This window comes from Undibacterium sp. Ji50W, from assembly GCF_049340445.1.
Lineage (GTDB): Bacteria > Pseudomonadota > Gammaproteobacteria > Burkholderiales > Burkholderiaceae_D > Undibacterium.
The window spans coordinates 1-23,602 of sequence record NZ_JBMPOX010000014.1 but is presented as its reverse complement, the minus strand read 5'-3'; the positions used below and the strand labels follow the sequence as shown (position 1 = coordinate 23,602).

Below are 23,602 nucleotides of genomic sequence, written 5' to 3'. Positions count from 1 at the left end.
TCTATTAATAGTTACCGATTTTACTTTACTCTGAATGAAGCAAAGCAAAAAGCCCTTGATCATTTCTGATCAAGGGCTTGAATACTTGGTTGCGGGGGCAGGATTTGAACCTACGACCTTCGGGTTATGAGCCCGACGAGCTGCCAGACTGCTCCACCCCGCGTCTGAAGAATGAAACTATACATTGTTTTGCTGCTCTGCGCAATCCTTTTATGGGATTCGGACTATTGCGGTAGTTGGGTGGACAGGTGTTACACTCTGAGGATTCGCCAATTTCCACTCTTTTTCTCATGAAATTCTGTTCTGAATGTGCGTCCCCAGTCGTCTTGCAAATTCCTGCTGATGACACCCGTGAACGTTTTGTCTGTCCGGCTTGCGGCACTATCCACTATCAAAACCCGAAGATGGTGGTTGGCTCTATTCCGGTATGGGAAGAAGACGGTGTGACCAAGGTCTTGCTGTGCAGGCGTGCAATTGAGCCGCGCCTGGGTTTCTGGACCTTGCCTGCCGGTTTTATGGAAAACAATGAAACCACGTCACAGGCTGCGCAGCGCGAAACCGAGGAAGAAGCTGGTGCCCATATCAAGTTGCATGAACTGTTTTCGATTCTGAACGTGCCACATGTACATCAGGTGCATCTGTTTTATCGCGCCACCCTGCTTGACCTGGATTATGCGGCAGGCGTGGAAAGCCTGGAAGTGGCGCTATTTTCTGAAGAGCAGATCCCCTGGGAAGACATCGCCTTTCCTACCACGACGCATACGTTAAAATTTTTCTTTGCCAACCTGGCGCAGGTGAAACAGGGTGGGCAATATGAGGTGCATGCGCATGATATTTTTAAGCCGATACGGCATGGCTGATCATGGCTAATCGGGGCTAATGGTGACTGATATGCGCAACTGAACCGGGCGCAGGCATAAAAATGGGCGAATTGATCGCCCATTTTTTTCGTCGTCACCAACTGGTTTCGCGTTCGGCAGTGGAAGAGATTTTGTGTATCGATAAATCTGCGCCTTCAAACTCTTCTTCCGGGTCCAGGCGTATGCCTATCAGCTGCTTCAGGCTGGCATAGATGACATAGCCACCGACAAAAGCAATCGCCACACCCATCAACGTGCCCAGCAGTTGCGACATGAGGCTGACGCCACCCAGGCCGCCCAAAGACTTCATGCCAAAGATGCCGGCAGCGATACCGCCCCAGGCACCGCACAAGCCATGCAGGGGCCAGACACCCAATACATCATCGACCTTCCATTTATTCTGGGTCCAGGTAAACATCCAGACAAAGATGGCACCGGCAATGCCGCCGGTGACCAGCGCGCCCAGCGGATGCATAAGATCAGAACCCGCGCAGACCGCCACCAGGCCGGCCAGCGGGCCGTTATAGACGAAACCAGGGTCATTCTTGCCCATCAAGAATGCCACCAGGGTGCCGCCGACCATGGCCATCAGGGAATTGATGGCCACCAGGCCATTCATTTTGTCCAGAGTTTGTGCGCTCATGACGTTGAAGCCGAACCAGCCTACTGTCAGTATCCATGCGCCCAGCGCCAGGAAAGGGATGCTCGATGGCGGGTGGGCGGCAATGGCACCGTTTTTCATGTAGCGGCCCCGACGTGCGCCCAGCAACAAGACGGCGGGCAAGGCAACCCAGCCGCCAAAAGCGTGCACGACGACAGAACCGGCAAAGTCATGGAATTCTTCAGAAAATGCCATTTTCAGCCAGGCCTGTATGCCAAAACGCTGGTTCCAGGCGATACCTTCAAAGAAAGGGTACAAGACACCTACCAGCAAGGCTGTGGCAATCAGTTGTGGGTGAAATTTTGCCCGTTCTGCAATACCACCTGAGATAATGGCGGGTATGGCGGCGGCAAAGGTCAGCAAGAAAAAGAACTTGACCAGTTCAAAACCGTTTTTGGCAACCAGCACTTCGGCCCCGGAATAAAACTGTACGCCATAGGCGACGGTATAGCCCACGAAGAAATAGGCAATGGTGGATACGGCAAAATCAACAAGAATCTTGACCAGGGCATTGACCTGGTTTTTCTTGCGTACTGTACCTAATTCTAAAAACGCAAAACCGGCGTGCATTGCTAGAATCATGATGGCGCCCAACAAGATAAACAATGCATCGGCGCTACTATTTTGTGCAGTCATGCAAAAATTCTCCCAATAAAAGTGCAGATTTATATAAATGGCGCACCAATAAAGCAAAATACGTTCCAATTTAGTGCAAATTGATAAGTGATTGATTTAATGAAGAATTTAAGTTTGGATGAGTTAGCGGGGCATCACCCCGCACTAAAAAATGGCGTTTTTTTGGTGCATCACGATGGAATGGCAACGTGATACCCTGGCTGGAAGCAGATAGTCCCTTCCCTCACCCCAGCACGGCGCTGACAGAAAAAGACGGGGCGGCAGGCTTGCTGGCAGCCGGAGCCGATTTATCGGCCAGCCGCCTGTTGTATGCCTACAGGAATGGCATTTTCCCCTGGTTTTCTGAGGGGCAGCCGATACTCTGGTGGTCTACCGATCCACGCATGGTGTTACAAGTGCAAGACTTCAAGGTATCCGCCAGCCTGAAAAAGCGCCTGCGCCAGATCAGTAAAGATGACCGCTGGCAGCTACGCTTTGACACTGCCTTTGAACAGGTAATGCGCGCCTGTGCCGCGCCACGCAAGGACCGGGAAGGCACCTGGATTTCTGAAGACATCGTGGCCGGTTATTGTGATTTGCACAAAGCGGGTTATGCCCATTCGGCAGAGGTGTGGCTGGACGGGGAACTGGTGGGTGGGGCTTACGGCGTTTGCATAGGGCGCATGTTCTATGGTGAATCCATGTTTGCCAGGGTCACGGATGCCTCTAAAATTGCCCTGAGCCACCTGGTATTTTTCTTGCGTGAACATGACGTGAAAATGATAGACTGCCAGCAAGAGACAGGACATTTGGCATCTCTGGGCGCAAAACCGATTGCACGCAGCGAGTTTTTGCGCCGACTGGAACATGCCACTGCCCTGCCAGCCATTACCGATTGGACCATCACCAACAAGATCAGTCTGTGACCCAACTTAACGAACTACCTTTCGCCAGCATACAATTTTATGCGACAGCGCCCTACCCTTGCAGTTATCTGGAAGGCTTGCAGGCGCGTTCGCAGGTGGCAACGCCTGCGCATCTGATCAATGCAGATGCGTATTCAGAACTGGTGAAGAGTGGTTTCCGGCGTAGCGGCATCTTTATCTACCGACCGCATTGCGATAACTGCCAGGCCTGCACGCCCGTGCGTATACGGGTGCAGGAATTTGAAACCAATCGCAGCCAGCGGCGCGCCTGGAAAAAACACGGCAAGCTGACGGCACGCGTCACCAGCCTTAGCTATGCACAAGAACACTATGAGCTCTATCAGCGCTATCAGGGCGAGCGCCATGCCGGTGGTGGCATGGACCATGACAGCCGCGACCAGTATGCCCAATTTTTACTGCAAAGCCGGGTCAATACCCGCCTGGTGGAGTTCAGGGATGAACAGCAGGTCTTGCGCATGGTCAGCATTATCGATGTGCTGACTGATGGCCTGTCATCGGTATATACCTTTTATGATCCGGACGATGTATCTGCATCTTACGGCACCTACAATGTGCTGTGGCAGATAGAGCAAACCCGCTTGTTAAAGCTGCCGTATGTGTATCTGGGTTACTGGATTGCGGCCAGCCCCAAGATGGCTTACAAAACCAATTTCCGTCCACTAGATGCCTTGATGCAGGGGCGCTGGCAGACATTGCGCGAAGCATGATGCTGTATTGATCGTCTCGTGCAGGCCACTGCATCCTCCACGTTCGTCACCACTATTTTTTCACTTCTTCTTCCCTTCATAATTTCATGTCCGCGAAACTTCTTTATTCCCTGGTCCGCCCTGCCCTGTTTGCAATGGATCCGGAAAATGCGCATCACCTGACTTTACCCGCGCTGCAAGGTGCCAGCAAACTGGGCCTGGCTGGCATGTTTGGTCGCAAACCCGCTGATGACGCACGCACGGTCATGGGTGTACGCTTTCCCAATCCTGTAGGCCTGGCTGCCGGTCTGGACAAGGATGGTGCCTGCATTGATGGTCTGGCAGCACTGGGTTTTGGATCGATTGAAATCGGTACGGTAACGCCGCGCGCACAAGCGGGTAACCCCAGGCCGCGCATGTTTCGCCTGCCCCAGGCAGAAGCCATCATCAACCGCATGGGTTTCAATAACGGCGGGGTGGATGCCTTTGTCAGTAACGTGCAGGCATCACGCTTTTATCAAGATAAACAAGGTGTACTGGGTTTAAACATAGGCAAGAATGCCGACACGCCGATAGAACGCGCAGCCGATGATTACCTGCATTGCCTGGCCAGGGTCTACCCCTATGCCAGTTATGTGACGGTGAACATCTCTTCGCCCAACACCAAGAACCTACGTCAATTGCAGGGTGCCAACGAGCTGGACGCTTTGCTGTCACAATTAAAGGAAGCCCAGTTGCAACTGGCAGACGAGCACAAGCGCTATGTGCCGGTTACGCTTAAAATTGCACCTGACATCGATGCAGAACAGATCAAGACCATAGCCGAAGCCCTGTTGCGCCACAAGCTTGATGGGGTCATCGCCACCAACACCACGATTACCCGTGACGCGGTGCAAGGTTTGCCACATGCAGAAGAAGCGGGTGGCCTGTCGGGCAAACCGGTGTTTGAAGCATCGAATCGCGTGATACGCGCCTTGAAGGCAGAATTGGGAAATGAATTACCCATTATCGGTGTGGGCGGGATTTTTTCTGGCGCTGATGCGGTGACAAAAATGCAGGCAGGTGCGGCACTGGTTCAATTGTATTCTGGCCTGATTTACCAGGGGCCGGCGCTGGTTAAAGAATGTGCCGACGCTATACGATTAAGCAAATAAGCTAAGCAAATAAACCAAGAAAATAAGTTCAGATAAAAGCAAACATGAAAAAAGTATTGTTAGGCGACAGCCAATTAAATGTCAGCACGATTTGCCTGGGTAGCATGACCTTTGGCGAACAGAATACCGAAGCACAGGCACATGAGCAGTTGGATTATGCGCTGGAACGTGGCATCAATTTTATCGATACGGCAGAAATGTATCCCGTCATGCCACGCGCCGCGACTCAGGGCAGGACAGAACAATACATCGGCACCTGGCTGAAAAAATCCGGCAAGCGCAGTGATGTCATACTGGCGACCAAAGCCGCCGGCCCTTCCCGTGGCATGAACTGGATGCGCAATGGCGAGACCGATCTCGACGAAAAAAACTTGCGTGCAGCGGTAGAAACCAGCCTGCAACGCCTGCAGACTGACTATATCGATCTGTATCAATTGCACTGGCCCAGCCGCAATGTTCCCATCTTTGGTCAAAAGCAGTTTAACCCTGAACTGGAACGTCCCTGCACTGCGATTGCCGATACCGTGGCCGCCTTGCATGCGCTGGTGAAGGAAGGCAAGATTCGCGCTTTTGGTGTGTCGAATGAGAGTGCCTGGGGTGTCAACGAATTTGTCAAACAGGCAGACCTGCAGGGCGCACCGCGTATCGCCAGCATACAAAATGCCTACAACCTGGTGAATCGCTCTTTTGAACAGGGCCTGGATGAAACCTGTTATCGTGAAAAAGTCGGTTTGCTGGCGTATAGCCCGCTGGCCTTTGGTCAACTCAGCGCCAAATACATAGACAATGTCCAGGCGCCTGGCCGCCTGACCCTGTTTCCACCTACCTGGAGCCCACGCTACCTGCGTGCCAGCGTATTCGCTGCCAGCAAGCGCTATGCAGAACTGGCACGTGCCAACGGCCTGACACCCAGCCAGTTGGCGCTGGCCTGGTGCTATTCGCGCTGGTTCGTCGCCAGCACCATTATCGGTGCGACGAATCTGGTGCAGTTGAAAGAAAACATTGACGCCCTCGAAGCCAGTCTCAATGATGAACTGATAGCGGAAATCAACCAGATCCATGAAGAGTTTCACAATCCTGGGCAATAAATAATGCAGAGGTAAACGGTAATCTGCCGGACAGTGCGACAGGCGGTTGTCGATTGTCCGGCAAATTCGATGAATATGGCGTAGAATCAAGTTGCAATTGCAACAAACGCCTATTGATCCTTTTACCGGAGAACCGAGATGTCCCAATTGCGTATCACCATCATCAAGCTTGCCGTCTGCATCTTGGCCATTATGGGCTTGTTGATGGCATTTTCATACAGCGCCTTTCCTGGCGCTTCGCTGTTCAAGATGGCGTCTTTCTCTGCCACTGTCATTGTTGCTGTTCTTGCCCTGGGGTTTGTCAGTGTGTATATCACTGGCGAGTTCAAGCAATGGAGTATCAACAACGGTGCAACCGATACCGGCTGGCTTTGGTTTAACGCCGAACCACCGGGACTGGAAGCACTGAGAAACGGTGTTGATGTCACGACCCTGTCTGCCAAAGCAAAACCGGCAGCTGCGCCAGACCAAACTGCCTGATCAAGCTCATGGTGGCAAAGTAAAAATGCAGGCCAGAAATTTTTCTGTGCCTGCATTCTTGTTTGTTTTTTTAGCTTGCCAGGCTCACCGAAGACAGCTTATTTTTGTGCGCGTACCGGCACGGGTACATTGCACAGATCGATATAGCCTGCTGGTACCTTATACCAGTCACCGCCACGATTTCTTTGTGCTTCGACGATGGATTTGAACGTTGCGGTATCGGTGCGTATGATTTCCAGCTTGCTGCGTTCTGCTTCGGGTACGTCAGCCGCGATCTTGATGGATTTGATCGGCGTGCGCTCTTCGGCTTTTTCATAAAAGCCCAGATTACCTTTGCCACGTGGCAGTGTCGTCAATAATTCCATGCCCTGCATGACACGGCCGACCACGGTAATATTTCTGTCCAGCTGTCTTGGTGCATGGCCGGTGACGACATATAACGAAGTACCATCGCCACTATTCGATTCAGCACCCCGTGCAACGCCGACGCTGGCATAGCAATGTGCGAGCCAGGCGGTGCCCGCCTTGGGATCACGCCCAGCGGGAAAGCCATTCGCATGGCCCACTTGCGGGGCAAACCCATCGACATCAGGCAAACGGGTGAAAGGCAGGCTGGATGCATATTTGACGGTAAATTCACCTGCCAGTTGACGCTTGGCAGTTTTCACTTCCCGCTTTTCATCCGGGTCTGCCCATTGTACGACATAGTTTTCTTGTGAACGCACGATGGCCAGGCCATCGAAATAGCCTTCACGCACCAGAGCCTTGATGTTTTGGGCGTGATTGGGTGCAAAATCTGGTGCCAGTTCAATCACGACACGACCTTTTTCCAGTTCCATATACAGGGTATTATCTGGATTCAAAGGGCGCCAGTCAGTGGCGCTGGAAGCCTTGATCAAATCCGCCATCGTCTGTTTTGATTTAAGCGGTGCTGCCTTGGCAACTACAGGAGCAGCCTGGGCCAGGCCAGATACCATGAACCCGGCAAGCAGATGGGCAATCATTAATTTTCGGGCATGCGGAACAGTAAAACGTAAAGGCATTGTTTGACTCCAGGTAAGATGCGGAAAATAAGAAATAAGCGCAACGTTCAGGATTTGAGACCATACGCGAAGGAAATAGTTTTGTCCATATACCAAAAATATAGCGGGAATGCGAAATCACTGACTTGAAACCGCGGCTCCTGCAAGCAGGCTGCGCCTTTATCGACCACTTAACAACACTGCAAATGATGAATAATGACACTCCAGATAATGGGGACTTTGCTGCCTACCTGAAAAATTTAGATAATCCCGGCAAAACAAAAGTTCCGCCAGATCCGGTAACAAGCAGCACTCTGCCCGTCTTTCAAAATTCCTCTATTGTGGCTATTGAGACTATTGAAGATTCAACAGATCAGGAACTGGCTGAACTTCCGCCCATATCAGATGACGACTTGTTGCAGCAAGCGCTGGCATGCGAAGGAATGAGTAATGAGTATGATCTGGATGACCGTGTGGAAGACCTGTCACATGACGACGGCGTGACTGCAAAGGCCGGTCCGCCGGATGAAGCAGAAACAGCGCAGGCCGCTCTGGGATTTCTTGGTGAGCATGCACTAGTGGACTGTAACAGTTGAAAACAGAGTGCCTTCCGCTTGCGCGACGACCATGGCTGCGTTGCAAATGCTCGCGATAGTTCACTATCGCTCTGCTTTGCGTCTTGCCCTGATCGCCGGGCAAGCGTCTTTCACTTCTGTTTCAACTGTTACAGTCCACTAAAATTAGCAGATCAGCCCACGCCGGAAGAACTCAATGAAATGCCACCGATTACCGATGAAGAATTGATACAACAGGCGCTGGCACATCCAGAAAACAGTGAGGATAAGTCCTCAGAATAAGCTTTGTCATCAAACAAAAAGAGTCTGCATCTGAATAAACAAAAATGAGAAAAATGCAGGCTCTTTTATAGGACTTACGCAAACAGGTTCTAAGTCCTGTTTTATATCCCGAAACTATTCAACCATAGGCCAGCGACAAATGCCGGGCACGTGCCGATGCGGTGGATTTGACTTCCACACGCATGGAATTCTGCAGGGATGCGATAGAACCACCAGCACGATACTGGAAGCTGACTTGCAGAATATCGCCCTCTTTGACCGCTACCGGCTGTGCCACCGGCAAGGCCATATAATTATTCAGCCAGTCTATGGTGGATGAAGTTTCCATCAACACCGCCAGGATATTCTTGGTGACAAAACGCAAGGCGCTGACTGTGCCCGCACGCTCTATGGTGAAATGACCTTCCCAGCGAATTTGCAGCTCATTGTCCTGGTTGAAATCGATGATGCTATACAAAGCAGGCTGTGCCAGTTCCACAGTGTCAGTTGAAAATACACCCGCTTGCTGGAATTGAATAATGGGTGCCTGGTAACCAGAAAAATCATAGGCCTGCTGCAAGGGCTGCACCGCCATGACCACGGCTTCAGGAATGAACACGGGCAAGGGGCCGCCAAACCTGGCGGCATACCGCTTTTTAAAATTCTCTATGACTTCCACCTGCTTTTCACGCAGCATGGCCACATGTATCATCTCGCAAATAACAACATCGACTGGCTCTGGCGGCAGGTATTCAAATGCGTCGGCATGAATGACTTCAACTTTTTCGCCATAGCGGTTCATGGCCAGCAAACGACGTGCTTCATCCACCATGTCGGGGTTGAATTCGACGCAATACACCTTGGACGCAGCCTGCGCGGCAAACCAGGACAGCACGCCTGTGCCGCCACCCAGTTCCAGCACCTTGGCACCTTCAAACACCTGGCGTCGTATCGCCGCTTTGAAGTTGTCCATACGGTTTAAATCCATCAACATATTGTGATGGTATTGCAGGGGAATAAACTGACCGAGGTAGCAGCTCTCTGCCTCACGTTCGTTCAACATGGTAACTCCTTCGTTTCCTGGTTTCATGATGTGGCTGCCATCTGGGAAGTGCTGCAGGACAGTCAATTTTCGCTGGCTACAAGCAATTTTGAAGATCATTTTGCGTGCGGCTTGAGAGACTGATTATCCTTGGCTTATGAAGAAGCGAATCGTGGAGTTGAACGCAGAATCAGCATCAATTCTTGCTTATGGTAAAGATATAAGCATGCCATTTGCCGATGAATTAACTTTATGCAAAGAAGCCGCGATGTGCAAGAAGAATTGCAGAAACACGCCATCAGTTTTTCTTTGGCTTTTCGCAGCGGGCATCACGATACGCGGTAGTCATTTGTTCCCAGCCCTCGCCAGGCCAGGTTTGGGAACAGACTACATGGGTATTCAGTTTGCTGCGCCATTTGTACCAGGCTGCCGGTTCGGCATGCATGTCGACAGGCGTCAACGTGACGGTCAACAAAATTGCCAGCAAGCACACTTTCCTTGGCATAGGCATGACCGTCACTCCTGAGATGAACTTAATGGTGGTTACACCCCCGATTTTACACCCCGGCTTGCTCCCGGTAGCGTGCCAATTCATCGATCGTCAACACCACCATATCATGGGTGACTGCATATTCGATGATTTGCTCGCCCTTGGCCATACTGCCATCGGCATTCATCAATTCACACAAGACAGCCGCGGGAGACAAACCCGCCATCTGTGCCAGATCGACCGAACCTTCTGTATGGCCACGCCGGCTGAGAACACCGCCGGGTGCGGCCCGTAAAGGGAAGACATGGCCGGGTCGGGCCAGATGTTCAGGTTTGGCATCAGGTGCAATGGCAGTCAGTATAGTGGTGACACGGTCAGCAGCAGAAACACCCGTGGTCACGCCCTGTCTGGCTTCTATTGACACGGTAAAAGCCGTGCCATAGCGACTTTCATTATTGCTGACCATGGGAGGCAGATCGAGTTGCTGCAATTTGTCGTCAGTCAGACATAAACAGACGATGCCACTGCAATCACGTATCAGCCTGCCCATGGATTCAAGCGTGATTTTTTCGGCTGCAACGATAAGATCGGCCTCGTTTTCGCGGTCAAAGTCATCCATGAGCAAGACCGGACGACCGTTGCGCAGGTCTTCCAGCGCTCTGGGCAGGCGTTGTTCAAATGGACTAAGGGAAAGCATTTCCGGTTCAGCAGAACTGGAAGAAGGACGGGTAATGATGGTATTCAACATAATGAAACGCTCCGGCAAAAGTAAATGTGCAAAAGACGTTTCAGGGAGCAAAAAACGAATAGCCAAACGCGAACGCCCATGGTCGTGACCATAGGTGCTTTATGTAAGGCGCATCTTCTCTCATCCGGACTATGACCGTCGGCCCTGGAATCACACCAGATCTGCTGACCTTGCATACAGTTTCAGCGAATTCCTGATTCTGCCTTTAACTGCAAGCGCTCGCGGGCTTGTCTGCAGGATAAGCAAGGCATGACCAAATCATCACCAAGAAATACCTGCAAATTTACCGCCGGTGGGGAATTACACCCCGCCCTGAAGACGTACAACCTACCGAGTTATTCGGCTTGTTGATTATACGTAAAAATCGAAACCCTTACTGATAGCCGGACAGACAACTCATTCTGCTGTCGTCATGTACAACGCTTATCCATTCAAGAGCGTCGATCAATACAATTGTTAAAAATGTTGTCTGATTTAGCTGGCATTTCCACATAGCAACATCTATGCTCATTCTTAAAGGCCATCTGCCTTCTTGTCCTGCAAGCGGTATATCAGGTCCATTTGCAGGCTTCAGTGTCATTCAGTCAAAAAAAACACGTCAAAAGCACAAGCTTTCTTGCTTATCCTGGCTTTTAAATCATTTATTTTCAGCTCATGAATTAAACTAAAGACAATATCAGGTCAGTGATTTTGTATATATCAAATACGTATATAAGCAAATGAATACTAAGTAGTTTGGAATAAAGCCTGAATTCATTACGATGCACCTACTTTGCGCGAGGCGATATGACTTTAACCTATATATTTTCGGGATTTGCTGTTGGCACCCTGGTCGGCTTGACCGGCGTGGGTGGCGGCTCGCTCATGACTCCCCTGCTTACCCTGCTGTTCGGCGTCTCGCCGACAGTCGCGGTAGGAACCGACCTCGCCTTTGCTTCGATCACCAAGGCCACTGGCACCTTTACCCATCGCCTGCGCGGCACGGTTGAATGGAATGTGGTCCGCCTGCTATGCTATGGTGCGCTGCCGGCGGCTGTGGTTGCCACCTTGTTCCTCAAGCATTTTGGCGCGCTGGACAAGGAAATTGGTCAACTCATACGCTATTCCATCGCTGTTTCCGTGCTGCTGACTGTGGTTGCCCTGCTGTTCAAGGGCAAGATGCTGAACTGGTTGAACAATCATCCTGAAAAGCAATTGCAGGGCAAAAACCTGGCCATAGCGACGATCGCCGCTGGTGCCTTGCTGGGGACGCTGGTGACCATTTCTTCCATCGGTGCCGGTGCCATTGGTGCGACCTTGCTGGTGATGCTGTATCCACGCATGTCTGCTGCGCACATCGCCGGCACTGATATTGCCTATGCCGTACCATTGACTGCCATTGCCGCCTTTGGACACTGGTGGCTGGGTTCGATAGACTGGGTCTTGCTGGGCAGCTTGCTGATCGGCTCTCTGCCGGGTATCACCCTGGGTTCGATGGCGGCCCGCGCCGTCCCTGAAAAATTTTTACGTGGCTTGCTGGCAACCACTTTGACTCTGGTTGCCGCCAAACTTGTCTTTTAACTGTGTTTGCAATTGCGTACTTACACACGTATTTTATGGGTAATTAAAGATGTATCGTTACGACCAGCACGATCACCAAATCATCAAAGAACGTATTGTACAATACCGCGATCAAGTAGCGCGTCGCCTTTCTAATGAATTGACAGAAGAAGAATTTCTGCCCTTGCGTTTGCAAAACGGTTTGTACAATCAGCGGCATGCCTACATGCTGCGCGTTGCCGTACCCTACGGCATGCTGTCGTCGAATCAGATGCGCAAATTTGCCCATATTGCCCGTGAATATGACCGGGGCTATGGTCACTTCACTACCCGTCAAAATATCCAATACAACTGGATCAATCTGGAAGATTCGCCCAAGATTCTGGAAGAATTGGCTAGTGTAGAAATGCACGCTATCCAGACCTCTGGTAATTGCATGCGTAATATCACCTCGGACGAATTTGCTGGTGTTGCGGCTGACGAGGTGATAGACCCACGTCCTTATGCCGAAATTTTGCGCCAATGGACTACCTTCCATCCTGAATTCGCGTACTTACCGCGCAAGTTCAAAATCGCCATCAATGGCGCACTGGAAGATCGCGCCGCGATCGCGGTACATGACATTGGCCTGACCGTCGTACACAACGAAGCGGGCGAAGTCGGTTTCAAGGTCATGGTTGGCGGCGGCATGGGTCGCACACCCATATTGGGAAGTGTGATTCGCGAATTTCTGCCCTGGCAGCATGTGATGACTTATCTCGAAGCCATCCTGCGTATTTATAATCAACACGGAAGACGTGACAATAAATACAAGGCACGCATCAAGATTCTCGTAAAGGCCGTCGGTGCAGATGTGTTTGCCAGGCAGGTTGAAGAAGAATGGGCCGACATCAAAGATGGCCCTGGTACGCTGACGCATGAAGAATTGCAAAGGGTAGCCTCATACTTCAGTACGCCTGCGTACTTGAGCTTGCCGGCAAGCGACGCCACCTATGAACAGCACAAGACTGATAACAAAGCATTTTCCAACTGGATTAAACGCAATGTCAAATCACATAAAGTAGCCGGTTATGCGAGTGTGGTTTTGTCATTAAAAAAACCAGGCGTCCCGCCAGGTGATGCCACAGCAGGACAAATGGATTTTATTGCTGACCTGTCTGATCGCTATAGTTTTTCTGAGTTGCGCGTCACGCATGAGCAAAATATTGTGCTGTCGGACGTGCAGCAATCGGCCCTGTTCTCACTGTGGCAAGAAGCCAAAGCGCATGGCCTGGCGACACCTAATGTAGGTTTGCTGACCGACATGATTTGCTGCCCTGGTGGTGACTTCTGCGCGCTGGCGAATGCCAAATCCATCCCTATCGCCCTGGATATCACGGACCGGTTTAGTGATCTTGATTACCTGCATGATATTGGTGACCTGGAATTGAATATGTCTGGCTGTATCAATGCCTGTGGTCATCACCATATCGGCAATATCGGCATTCTGGGTGTGGACAAAGACGGCAGCGAGTTTTACCAGGTGTCCATCGGTGGTGCACAAGGCAATAATGCTGCCATAGGCAAGATCATCGGCCCGTCTTTCGCAGCCGGCCAAATGCCGGAGGTGATAGACCGCATCATTCAAGTGTATGTGCGTGACCGCCTTGAAAATGAGCGCTTCATTGATACCGCACAACGCCTGGGCATAGCGCCATTCAAGGAATTTGTGTATGCAACACCGATACGTACCAACGAGCATCATGGTGAAGACGCCGGTACTGCTGTCAGCTACTGAAATTAAGAAAGTGCATCATGCGAGAAATTATTAAAGACCAAACCATCGTAGCCGACGACTGGACCGTATTGCGCCTGGATGAAAATGAAACACCGGATGCCGTCAGCGTACCGGCTGGCAAAGTCATCATCCCGCTGAAAGTCTGGTTGCTGCAACGTGAAAGCCTGTTGAGTCGCACTGACCTGGCTGTCTGGTTCAGCAGTGATGAGCAAGCAAAGGATTTAAAAGAAGATATCAGTCGCTTTAGCCTGCTGGCAGTGGATTTTCCTAAATTTTCAGATGGCCGCGGTTATTCCATCGCCTACAATTTGCGTTCACGCCTGAGTTTTAACGGCGAATTGCGCGCCATCGGCGATGTCTTGCGCGACCAGTTGTTTTACATGCAGCGCGTAGGTTTCAATGCCTTTGCCACACGTGAAGACAAGAATATCCACGACGCCATTAAGGGCCTGACTGATTTTTCTGAAAAATACCAGACTTCATGGGATGAAAAGAATCCCTTGTTCCGTCGTGCAGAGCGCAGTGGAGCAGCGGTATGAGTGATTTCCAGGAACGTCTTGCCGCTACCCAAGCTACGCTGGACAAGATTGCTGCCGACTACGCACCTGCCGTGTTCGCCTCCAGCCTGGCTGCCGAAGATATGGTACTGACTGACCTGATTTTGCGCAATAAGCTGAACATCGGCATTTTCTCGCTGGAAACCGGACGCCTGCATGCAGAAACCCTGGGCATGCTGGATAAAGTCAAGGAAACCTATGGTACCGAAATCAGGCTGTTCAAACCTGAAGCTGCTGCCGTCGAAGCCTATGTCAGCCAGCATGGTCTGAATGCGTTTTACGACAGCGTGGAGATGCGCAAGGAATGCTGCCGCATACGCAAGGTGGAACCACTGAAACGTGCCCTGGCAGGCAACAAGGCCTGGATTACCGGCCAGCGTCGCGCCCAGTCGGCCACCCGTACTGAACTTGCTATACAAGAAGATGATGCAACACATGGTCTGCAAAAGTTCAATCCTTTGGCGGATTGGTCAGAAGAAGACGTTTGGCACTATCTCAGAAGCAACAATGTGCCTTACAATCCTCTGCATGACAAAGGCTATCCATCCATAGGCTGTGAACCCTGTACCCGAGCCATACAGCCGGGTGAAGATGTCAGGGCTGGTCGCTGGTGGTGGGAAAACCCGGATTCAAAAGAATGCGGCCTGCATGTAGTCGATGGCAAACTGGTCCGAATTAAACAAGCTGTCTGAAGAAGAAAAATCATGAATACTGTCGTGGAAAACCATTTTATTGATGCTGCGAGTAATCGCCACCTGGATTGGCTGGAATCGGAAGCCATCCATATCATGCGTGAAGTCGCGGCCGAATGCAGCAACCCTGCCCTGCTGTTTTCCGGCGGTAAAGACTCTATCGTCTTGCTGCGCCTGGCAGAAAAGGCTTTCCGCCCGGGTAAATTCCCTTTCCCGCTGGTACATATCGATACTGGCCATAACTTCCCTGAGGTGATTGCCTTTCGCGACAAGCGCGTGGCCGAACTGGAAGAACGCCTGATCGTTGGGTCGGTCGAAGAATCGATACGCCGTGGCACGGTACGCCTGCGCAACCCGGCAACTGATTCACGCAATGCGGCACAAGCCGTAACCTTGCTGGAAACTATCGCCGCGCACAAATTTGACGCCTGCATAGGTGGTGCCCGTCGCGATGAAGAAAAAGCCCGCGCCAAGGAAAGGATTTTCTCTTTCCGTGATGAATTTGGCCAATGGAACCCGAAAGCACAACGCCCTGAACTGTGGGACCTGTATAACACCCGCGTTCATGCGGGTGAAAACATGCGCGTTTTCCCTATCTCAAACTGGACCGAGCTCGACGTCTGGCAATACATCGCCCGTGAAAAACTGGAACTGCCGCAGATTTATTTTGCCCATGAACGCCAGGTCATCCCGCGCAACGGCTTGCTGGTACCACTGACTGACCTGACACCGCCACGCGCCGGCGAAACGGTAGAAACCCAGATCGTGCGCTTCCGTACGGTTGGCGATATCTCTTGCACCTGCCCGGTATCGTCTGATGCGGCAACGGTGGAAGCCATCATCGCCGAAACCGCGATTACCCAGATTACCGAACGTGGTGCCACCCGCATGGATGACCAGACATCAGAAGCTTCGATGGAAAAACGTAAAAAAGAAGGATATTTCTAATGAACGCCGTAGAACAATTGACTGCCGCCGTTGGTAGAGAACGTGGCCTCTTGCGCTTCATCACGGCTGGTTCAGTGGATGATGGCAAAAGCACTTTGATTGGTCGCCTGCTGTTCGACAGCAAGGGTATTTTTGCCGACCAGCTCGATGCCATCTCGCGCGCCAAACACAAGCGCACCGTTGGCGACACCATAGACCTGTCGTTGCTGACAGATGGCCTGGAAGCTGAACGCGAACAAGGCATCACCATCGACGTCGCCTATCGCTATTTCGCCACGCCGAAGCGCAAGTTCATCATTGCCGATACACCTGGCCATGAGCAATACACACGCAACATGGTGACTGGTGCATCAACGGCAGATGCGGTGATCATCCTGATCGACGTCTCCAAGGTCAAACTGAATGATGACGGCAGTGTGGATTTGCTGACGCAAACCAAACGCCATTCCACCATTGCCCATCTGCTGCAAATAGAACACGTGATCGTTGCCGTCAACAAGATGGATCTGATCGACTATGACCAGACCGTGTATGACCGCATCGTCGCTGCCTATCAGGCGTTTGCCACACAACTGGGCCTGAAAGACATCCGCCCTATCCCATTGTCTGCACTGGCAGGTGACAATGTGGTGACAGCCAGTGACAAGCTGGCATGGTACAAAGGACCAACCCTGATCGAACTGCTGGAGTCATTGAGTGTGTATGACGCCTGCCATGACGAGCCTTTCCGCTTCCCGGTACAACTGGTCGCGCGTCACAATGGCCATGAAGCAAATGACTTCCGTGGTTATATGGGCCGCATCGAAGCAGGTAAAGTCAGCAAGGGCGACAAATTGCTGGTGCAACCTGGTGGCCAGACGGCCACCGTCAAAGACATCCTGACACTGGATATGTCGCTTGATACCGCAGTCGTCGGTCAGTCTGTCACCATCTTGCTGGATGAATACGTGGATATTTCGCGTGGTGACATGCTGGTAGGGGTAGATCGCCCGGCAACCCTGCTGAAAACCGTGAATGCTGATTTGTGCTGGTTGTCAGAAGATGCACTGGATATCCGTCGCAAATACTGGTTGAAACATACCACCCGACAAATCGCTGCCAGAGTGACTGCCATCGACACCCTGCTGGACATCAATACCCAGGAACGCCGTCCCGCAGACAGCCTCAAACTGAATGATATTGCGACCGTGACACTGAACGTTGCCCAGGCGCTGGCTGCGGATGATTACCGGAACCTGCGCTCCACCGGTGCTTTCATCCTCATCGATGAAGTGACACATCAGACCGTTGCTGCTGGCATGATACGTCTTGGATAAACTGGTGAATTCGGCAGTGAGCGCAGCAGTGAATACAGCAACAGGCAAGGTGTACCTGATCGGTGCCGGCCCCGGCGCTGCAGATTTGATTACCGTACGAGGTGCCCGCCTGCTGGCCGCTGCAGACGTGGTGCTGTACGACGCCTTGGTCACGGCTGAAATGCTGGACCTGTGTCCGCAGGCAGTCAAAATCCCGGTAGGCAAACGCAGCGGGCAACGCTCTGCTGCGCAAGAGCATATCAATCAACAGATGCTGGAATCTGCCGCCAGCTATCAGTTGGTGGTGCGCCTCAAGGGCGGCGACCCGATGCTGTTCGGACGGGCCGACGAAGAACTGACGGCACTGGAATCAGCCGGTATCGCCTACGAAATCGTTCCCGGCATTACCACGGCACTGGCTGCTGCCGCCAGTGTGCGGCAGCCACTGACCAAACGCGGCATCGCCCGCAGCGTGGCCCTGTTCACATCCAGCACGGCCCCCGGTGAAAGCGCCGACACCCGCATACCTGAATGTGACACCCTGGTACAGTATATGGGTGGCAAGGAAGCCATGTTGACAGCGCAACGCATGCTGGCAGCCAATTTTCCTGGCAATCTGCCGGTCATCATCATTGAAAATTGCAGCCGCCCGGACGAATGCAGTCAGGCCATGAGCCTGAATGACCTGGCCAATGGCTTGCCCGGCAGTACCGGACCTGTGCTGGTGATGATGGGTGAAGCTATGCGTGCGCGTAAGTCTTCCTGAGTAAAACTTGGCCGCTTATTTCAAGGTGGCAATCTGACACCCAGCTTGCGCGCCATTGCTTGCAAAGCGCCGCCTGACCTTAACTGTTCATACAATTCATCATAGTGATTGCGCAGTTGCTCGCAGGCTGCGTTTTTGCAATACGCTAAATACCCGTCCTGCGTGTCCATATACGGTTCCAGCATCAGTAGTTCATTGTTGATGCCCATGGCCTTCATGGTGGCTTCCGCATTGCGTATATTAGCTGCCAGAAAATCCACTCTTTTTGCCACCAGCATGTTCAAGCCATTGGTGAGCGTATTGGCAAGCACCGGCTTAATGCTGGCACGCTGACTTTCAAATTGCGAACCATATACCCAGCCATTGATAACCACCAACCTGTGACCAGGAATAGCGGTGTAATTGCCATCCCAGTGCACTTCAAAAGTTTTACGCACGTAGAGGACCATCAGGTCGCGATAAAAGGCTCTTTTTGCAAAAATGAATTTGCCTTCTCTTTCGCTTGTTTTGTATGGACCTACGAGTATTTGCGCCTGTTCATTTTCAAGCATCCATTGCGCCCTGGCCCAGGGATAGATTTCAAACCGGATATCGTCACCGTTCTGCTTCGCCAGCGCACGCAGGATGTCCACTCCCAGGCCAGTATATTCACCACTAGCACTGCGCTCAAATACGTTTGCAAATTCGGTACCTACTGCCAGTACCTGAGCGGCATGGCTGACTGGCATCGCCAGGTTCAACGCGCCAAATAAGAGCAAGCGCAGTACCAGTTTCAGCGATGTCATGTGCATAGTGTCCCTGGGTTGAGCGTAGGTGTGGCAGAAAATCGCAATCACTCATGCCAGCCAGCAGCACGAAAAACAAGGCACTATCAAGCTTTCAGACAATAATCCCGGATAGCTGACAAAACGCTTTCATCTTCACCAGCAGCATTCACGAGCTTGACCTCAAGTGCCGGGTGGCTGGCCCGCAGTTCGTCCACCAGCATCGGCAAATCGCGCAAAACGTGGCCACCCTGGCCCAAAAATATAGGCACCAATGTGACTTGGCGACATCCTTCTGTCACCAGGCTGGCCACCAACTCGGGCAGCGAGGGCTGCATAAATTCCAGAAAAGCCAGTGCCACGGTGATGTCCGGCAAACTTTCCTGCGTCATTTTTTGCAAACGCTGGAAAGGCTGCGCCCATCTGGGGTCACGTGCGCCATGGGCGAACAGGATCATTGCAGATTTCTCAGCCATCAATTTCTTTCCACGTAACGCAAACCCATGGCGGCAATCACCAAAAACAGTACGCTGGGTACCAGCGCCGTCACTGATGCCGGCCAGGTATTGAGCAAGCCCACATGTGAAAACAAGGCATTGATGAGGTAGAACACCATACCTATCATGATACCGCTGAATATCTTCAGGCTGACGCCACCGCTCCTGACATGCAGGTAAGCGAAAGGCAGGGCCAGTGCCATCATCACCAGGACTGCAAACGGATAGGTGATCTTTTTCCAAAAGGCGATTTCATAGCGTTCACCATCCTGTTTATTGTCCGCCAGGTGCTTGGTAAATGCGGCCAGGTCGGTGGCAGACATGCGGTCAGGGTCGGCAAACAATACGGATAAAATATCCGGCGTAACTTCTGACACGATGTCACGGCTATCGAGCTTCTGGCTTTTCACTGCAGCGATGTCTTCACTCGTCAGTGTCTTGGGGAACGATGTCTCTGTCACGTCAAACAGGCGCCAGGTGTTCTTGCCCAGGTATTCGGCATCAGTCGCGGTCACTTCGCGGGACAGGTGAAAATTCTTGTCGAATTCAAATATTCTGACGCCTTTCAAATGACGATTTGGCAGTATCTCTTTGACGTTCAGGAACAATGAACCGATCACGTCACCGGTCAAGCCGTTTTCCCGCACCAGGTCCTTGGTCCACAAACCGGTACGAAACTCCTGCGCCAGTGCTTCGCCGATGGCATTAAGCTTGACCTTTTCTGCAAATTTGCTGGATACCGGGGAAATCACCTCCCCAAACAAGAAGGTCAGCATGACAAACAGCATACCTATCTTCAGCAAGATGCTGCCAGCCATCATGCTCGACATGCTGGATGCACGCATGATGGTGAATTCTGAATTGGAAGCAAACTGTGCCAGCACGTAAATGGTGCCGATCAAAACCGCAATCGGCATGAACTCATAGATATAGCCCGGCCATCCCAGCAAGACATACAAGACCGCATGCTTGAGCTGGTACCCGCCCTTGTTGACAGAAGATTGCAACTCATTAACAAGATCAAAAAACGAGAACAGGGCCAGCAGTGCCAGCATGACGAATAACACGGCACGCAGGATTTCCGTACCAAAATATCTTTGTAAAATTTTCATGCTGGACACTTTTCTTTGCCGCGGAAACTCGATTTGCAGCGGGACCACAACACCAGCGGATGCCAGCGGCTATTTACTTTCAAACGCCATAAGAACAAAGCAACGACGAGCAAGGACACCACCAGATGGTGCGGCCACCACGCCATGCCAAAACTGCTGCGTTCCTGCACCACCAGCGCCTGCAATATATTCGTGATGGCCAGGTACATCACCACCAGTAGCAAGGCCACGATCAGGTTGGCTGAACGCCCGACACGGGGATTGACGTAACCCAGTGGAATCGCCAGCAACAACAATACGGAACACATCACCGGCAGCGAAATACGCCACAGCAATTCACCCATCTTGGTGCTATCGAGATTTTCCAACAAGGCCGTCAGCGGCATGGACTTGGCTGACTTGTCACTGGCCACGCTGGCATTCTGGCTAGATACCAGCACACCGTACTTTTCAAACTGCATCATCTGAAAATCAGGCGCAGTTGGCGCGCCATCATAACGACGCCCCTGGCTCATGACCAGGAACTTGTCGCCCAGCTTGTCGATTTCTATCATGCCTTCCTTGGCAACGACGATGCTGGAACGGCCATCCTTATAGGTATTGATGAAGATATTCTGGACCTTGCTGAGGTCACCGGCCACTTCTTCAACAAAGAAAATCCGGTCAGACGAGGCGGATTCCTGGAACTTGCCGGGCGCTACCTTGGCGATATCAGAGCGTTTTTCAAAGCGTTCGCGAAATTCCACACTTTGCTGGTTGGCCCAGGGGGTGACGATAAAACTCAGTAAGCCGGTCAGGATGATGAGGGGAGCCCCGAAGCGTACCACCGGCGCAATCCATTGCGTCAGGCTCAGGCCAGAGGCGAACCAGACCACCATTTCGGAATCCTGATAGCTGCGGGTCACCACCAGCAGCACGGAAATAAAGCCCGTCAGCAACAGCAGGATATGCATATTCATGAGGGCAGTAAAGGCGATCAGGGCCACTACATCGGATGACGCAACTTTGCCTCCTGCCGCCTGTCCAAGGATTTTAATGAGCATCACGGAGATCGTGATGGTGAACAATGTAGTGAAGACCGCGCCTGCGGCACTGTTTAATTCACGTCGAAGCGCGCGCTGAAAAATCATGAGTAGGATTATAATATCTGTTTTACGAGACTTACCAAGAGGAGTAATACGTGGACTTTAGCATAAAAACAATCGACGCAAAAAGTGCCTCGACTGCCCATAAGGCAATTAAAACCGGCTGTATCGTAGTCGGTGTATTCGAAAACAAGAAACTTTCCGCTGCAGCAGCAGGTCTGGACAAGGCTGGCGACATCGCCGCAGCCCTTAAATCTGGTGATATTACAGGAAAAGCGGGTACTTCCCTGTTGTTGCGTAACATCGCTGATGTTGCTGCAGAGCGCGTATTGCTGGTAGGTCTGGGTGAAGAAGCCGCCGCAGTCAGCGATAAAGCCTTCAATCAGGCAGTACAGGCTGCGGCCCGTACACTGGCGGGTCTGGGTGCCAATGACGCCGTTCTGGCCCTGCCAGCGGTCAAGGACCGTGACCTCGGCTGGTCTATTCGCAGCGCCGTGCTGGCCTTCCGCGAAAGCATTTTCCGTGCTGATGCGCTGAAAAGCAAGAAAGATACATCCACTGCTGGCGTCAAGAAAGTCGCATTTGCAGTCACTGCGGCAGAAGCAACTGCTGCCAAAAACGCCTTATCGCAAAGCGAAGCCCTGGCCAATGGCATGGACTTGACCAAGGAACTGGGTAACCTGCCACCGAATATCTGCACCCCTACTCACCTGGCCAATACTGCCAAGAAAATAGCCAGCGATTACAAAATGCTTGCTGAAGTGCTGGACCGCAAACAGATACAAGCCCTCAAAATGGGCAGTTTCCTGTCTGTCACCAATGGCACGGTAGAACCACCGAAGTTCATCGTACTCAGGCACAACGGCGGCAAAGCCAAGGATGCGCCTGTAGTTCTGGTGGGCAAAGGCATCACTTTTGACTCTGGCGGTATCTCGCTGAAAGCCGGTGCCGGCATGGATGAAATGAAATACGACATGGGTGGTGCGGCCTCGGTACTGGGTACCATGCGTGCCATCGGTGAAATGAAGCTGAAGCTGAATGTCATCGCCGTTATCCCGACTTGCGAAAACATGCCGTCCGGCAGCGCAACCCGCCCTGGCGACATCGTCACATCCATGTCTGGCCAAACCATCGAGATCCTGAATACGGATGCCGAAGGCCGCTTGATCCTGTGTGACGCCCTGACCTATGCCGAACGCTTCAAGCCAGCAGCTGTCGTTGACGTGGCAACCCTGACCGGTGCTTGCGTGACTTCCCTGGGTCACCATAATTCCGGCCTGTTCACCCGCCACGACGACGCGCACGACAAACTGGCAGCAGAATTGCTGGCAGCAGGCAAGCAAACTGGTGATACTGCATGGCGCATGCCTATCGAAGAAGCCTATAACGAGCAACTGAAATCCAATTTTGCCGATATGGCGAATATTGGCGGCCCAGCCGGTGGCAGTATCACCGCAGCCTGTTTCCTCGAACGCTACACCAGGAAATACACCTGGGCGCATCTGGATATCGCTGGCACAGCCTGGAAATCTGGCGCAGCCAAAGGTTCCACTGGTCGCCCAGTGCCTTTGCTGACCACGTTCCTGATCAACCGCGCAGGCTGATCTATACTGCATTACATGCAGACTTGGCTTTAAGAGCGGCAATATAGTTCAGAAATAAGCTTAGAAACAAACAGAAAGGCCCCTGACAGGAATTTTTCCAGTCAGGGGCCTTTCTGTTTTGTCAATAAAATACAATAACCAAGGTAATATGCTAACCAGTCCAGCATCTACGGGGTGGCCGTTCTCATTTATTCTCATTTAAATAGAAACCCACTAGTGTCCGGTTAAATTGGTAAGTAAAGCCAGCAAAGCTAATGCAGGCGCTGGTTTTGGCGGTTTTAGGGGTGTCCACGATTTGAATTTAAAATATGTCATTTGCGATAATCTCCGGTTTATT

At 51.9% G+C, this 23,602-nt stretch carries 24 protein-coding genes, 1 tRNA gene and 1 riboswitch; of the genes, 15 read left to right on the top strand and 10 right to left on the bottom strand.

The window, feature by feature from the left end:
* Nucleotides 1-86: 86 nt before the first annotated feature.
* Nucleotides 87-163, bottom strand: a tRNA-Met gene (locus ACO0K9_RS18405).
* 127 nt (nt 164-290) lie between these two features.
* Here ACO0K9_RS18405 and ACO0K9_RS18400 point away from each other — a divergent pair.
* Entirely contained in the window at nt 291-860 is a 570-nt protein-coding gene (locus tag ACO0K9_RS18400; protein ID WP_422987539.1) for an NUDIX hydrolase, read from the top strand.
* A 94-nt stretch (nt 861-954) separates the two neighbouring features.
* Here the strand turns inward: ACO0K9_RS18400 and ACO0K9_RS18395 are convergent, their stop codons facing one another.
* Nucleotides 955-2,157, bottom strand: a complete 1,203-nt coding sequence (locus tag ACO0K9_RS18395) for an ammonium transporter (protein WP_422987538.1) — start codon at nt 2,155-2,157, stop codon at nt 955-957.
* 188 nt (nt 2,158-2,345) lie between these two features.
* Between ACO0K9_RS18395 and aat the strand changes: the two genes are divergently transcribed.
* The 5 genes from aat (at nt 2,346) to ACO0K9_RS18370 (ending at nt 6,491) form a co-directional block, all read left to right on the top strand.
* Nucleotides 2,346-3,062: a leucyl/phenylalanyl-tRNA--protein transferase gene (aat, locus tag ACO0K9_RS18390; RefSeq protein WP_422987537.1), complete on the top strand. Its 717-nt coding sequence runs from the start codon at nt 2,346-2,348 to the stop codon at nt 3,060-3,062.
* Nucleotides 3,059-3,790 carry an arginyltransferase gene (locus ACO0K9_RS18385; protein WP_422987536.1) on the top strand — a complete coding sequence of 244 codons (732 nt, stop codon included), beginning with the start codon at nt 3,059-3,061 and terminating at the stop codon, nt 3,788-3,790. Before aat ends, ACO0K9_RS18385 begins: the two co-directional genes overlap by 4 nt.
* A gap of 86 nt (nt 3,791-3,876) precedes the next feature.
* A complete protein-coding gene (locus tag ACO0K9_RS18380) occupies nt 3,877-4,923 on the top strand; it encodes a quinone-dependent dihydroorotate dehydrogenase (RefSeq protein ID WP_422987535.1) in 1,047 nt (348 codons plus the stop codon).
* Between the two features lie 44 nt (nt 4,924-4,967).
* Nucleotides 4,968-6,011 (top strand): aldo/keto reductase, encoded by a 1,044-nt coding sequence (locus ACO0K9_RS18375; RefSeq protein WP_422987534.1) that lies wholly within the window; start codon nt 4,968-4,970, stop codon nt 6,009-6,011.
* 138 nt (nt 6,012-6,149) lie between these two features.
* The gene (locus ACO0K9_RS18370; protein WP_422987533.1) at nt 6,150-6,491 is read left to right on the top strand and encodes a hypothetical protein; all 342 of its coding nucleotides are present in this window, start codon (nt 6,150-6,152) and stop codon (nt 6,489-6,491) included.
* Nucleotides 6,492-6,589: 98 nt separating this feature from the next.
* Here the strand turns inward: ACO0K9_RS18370 and ACO0K9_RS18365 are convergent, their stop codons facing one another.
* A complete protein-coding gene (locus ACO0K9_RS18365) occupies nt 6,590-7,534 on the bottom strand; it encodes a peptidylprolyl isomerase (RefSeq protein ID WP_422987532.1) in 945 nt (314 codons plus the stop codon).
* Nucleotides 7,535-7,722: 188 nt separating this feature from the next.
* Here ACO0K9_RS18365 and ACO0K9_RS18360 point away from each other — a divergent pair, with 188 nt between their 5' ends.
* Nucleotides 7,723-8,109: a hypothetical protein gene (locus tag ACO0K9_RS18360; RefSeq protein WP_422987531.1), complete on the top strand. Its 387-nt coding sequence runs from the start codon at nt 7,723-7,725 to the stop codon at nt 8,107-8,109.
* A gap of 379 nt (nt 8,110-8,488) precedes the next feature.
* Here the strand turns inward: ACO0K9_RS18360 and ACO0K9_RS18355 are convergent, their stop codons facing one another.
* From ACO0K9_RS18355 to ribB, 3 genes are all read right to left on the bottom strand, one after another.
* Nucleotides 8,489-9,412 (bottom strand): methyltransferase domain-containing protein, encoded by a 924-nt coding sequence (locus ACO0K9_RS18355; protein WP_422987530.1) that lies wholly within the window; start codon nt 9,410-9,412, stop codon nt 8,489-8,491.
* 277 nt (nt 9,413-9,689) lie between these two features.
* On the bottom strand, nt 9,690-9,902 hold the full coding sequence (locus tag ACO0K9_RS18350; RefSeq protein ID WP_422987529.1) for a hypothetical protein: 213 nt from the start codon (nt 9,900-9,902) through the stop codon (nt 9,690-9,692).
* A 46-nt stretch (nt 9,903-9,948) separates the two neighbouring features.
* Entirely contained in the window at nt 9,949-10,578 is a 630-nt protein-coding gene (gene ribB / locus ACO0K9_RS18345; protein WP_422987645.1) for a 3,4-dihydroxy-2-butanone-4-phosphate synthase, read from the bottom strand.
* A gap of 159 nt (nt 10,579-10,737) precedes the next feature.
* A riboswitch (FMN riboswitch) is annotated at nt 10,738-10,953 on the bottom strand.
* Between the two features lie 462 nt (nt 10,954-11,415).
* Between ribB and ACO0K9_RS18340 the strand changes: the two genes are divergently transcribed.
* The 7 genes from ACO0K9_RS18340 to cobA are packed head-to-tail and all read left to right on the top strand — an operon-like array spanning nt 11,416 to nt 18,203.
* Nucleotides 11,416-12,189, top strand: coding sequence for a sulfite exporter TauE/SafE family protein (locus ACO0K9_RS18340; RefSeq protein WP_422987528.1), 774 nt, complete (start codon nt 11,416-11,418; stop codon nt 12,187-12,189).
* Between the two features lie 49 nt (nt 12,190-12,238).
* On the top strand, nt 12,239-13,945 hold the full coding sequence (locus ACO0K9_RS18335; RefSeq protein WP_422987527.1) for a nitrite/sulfite reductase: 1,707 nt from the start codon (nt 12,239-12,241) through the stop codon (nt 13,943-13,945).
* Nucleotides 13,946-13,962: 17 nt separating this feature from the next.
* Entirely contained in the window at nt 13,963-14,484 is a 522-nt protein-coding gene (locus ACO0K9_RS18330) for a DUF934 domain-containing protein (protein ID WP_422987526.1), read from the top strand.
* The gene (locus ACO0K9_RS18325) at nt 14,481-15,194 is read left to right on the top strand and encodes a phosphoadenylyl-sulfate reductase (protein ID WP_422987525.1); all 714 of its coding nucleotides are present in this window, start codon (nt 14,481-14,483) and stop codon (nt 15,192-15,194) included. Before ACO0K9_RS18330 ends, ACO0K9_RS18325 begins: the two co-directional genes overlap by 4 nt.
* Before the next feature lie 12 nt (nt 15,195-15,206).
* Entirely contained in the window at nt 15,207-16,142 is a 936-nt protein-coding gene (gene cysD / locus ACO0K9_RS18320) for a sulfate adenylyltransferase subunit CysD (RefSeq protein ID WP_422987524.1), read from the top strand.
* Complete coding sequence (locus tag ACO0K9_RS18315; RefSeq protein ID WP_422987523.1) at nt 16,142-17,458, top strand: sulfate adenylyltransferase subunit 1; 1,317 nt, start codon at nt 16,142-16,144, stop codon at nt 17,456-17,458. Before cysD ends, ACO0K9_RS18315 begins: the two co-directional genes overlap by 1 nt.
* Before the next feature lie 28 nt (nt 17,459-17,486).
* The gene (gene cobA, locus ACO0K9_RS18310) at nt 17,487-18,203 is read left to right on the top strand and encodes a uroporphyrinogen-III C-methyltransferase (protein WP_422987522.1); all 717 of its coding nucleotides are present in this window, start codon (nt 17,487-17,489) and stop codon (nt 18,201-18,203) included.
* A 20-nt stretch (nt 18,204-18,223) separates the two neighbouring features.
* Here cobA and ACO0K9_RS18305 read toward each other — a convergent pair whose 3' ends face one another.
* The 4 genes from ACO0K9_RS18305 to lptF form a co-directional block, all read right to left on the bottom strand.
* On the bottom strand, nt 18,224-18,994 hold the full coding sequence (locus ACO0K9_RS18305) for a substrate-binding periplasmic protein (RefSeq protein ID WP_422987521.1): 771 nt from the start codon (nt 18,992-18,994) through the stop codon (nt 18,224-18,226).
* Between the two features lie 80 nt (nt 18,995-19,074).
* Nucleotides 19,075-19,443, bottom strand: coding sequence for a sirohydrochlorin chelatase (locus ACO0K9_RS18300; protein ID WP_422987520.1), 369 nt, complete (start codon nt 19,441-19,443; stop codon nt 19,075-19,077).
* Nucleotides 19,443-20,576, bottom strand: a complete 1,134-nt coding sequence (gene lptG / locus ACO0K9_RS18295; RefSeq protein ID WP_422987519.1) for an LPS export ABC transporter permease LptG — start codon at nt 20,574-20,576, stop codon at nt 19,443-19,445. The genes ACO0K9_RS18300 and lptG overlap by 1 nt, the downstream gene beginning before the upstream one ends.
* On the bottom strand, nt 20,573-21,706 hold the full coding sequence (gene lptF / locus ACO0K9_RS18290) for an LPS export ABC transporter permease LptF (RefSeq protein WP_422987518.1): 1,134 nt from the start codon (nt 21,704-21,706) through the stop codon (nt 20,573-20,575). Before lptF ends, lptG begins: the two co-directional genes overlap by 4 nt.
* 50 nt (nt 21,707-21,756) lie before the next feature.
* On the opposite strand from lptF, the gene ACO0K9_RS18285 reads away from it, so the two are divergent.
* Nucleotides 21,757-23,265, top strand: a complete 1,509-nt coding sequence (locus ACO0K9_RS18285; RefSeq protein ID WP_422987517.1) for a leucyl aminopeptidase — start codon at nt 21,757-21,759, stop codon at nt 23,263-23,265.
* The last annotated feature ends 337 nt before the right edge of the window (nt 23,266-23,602 follow it).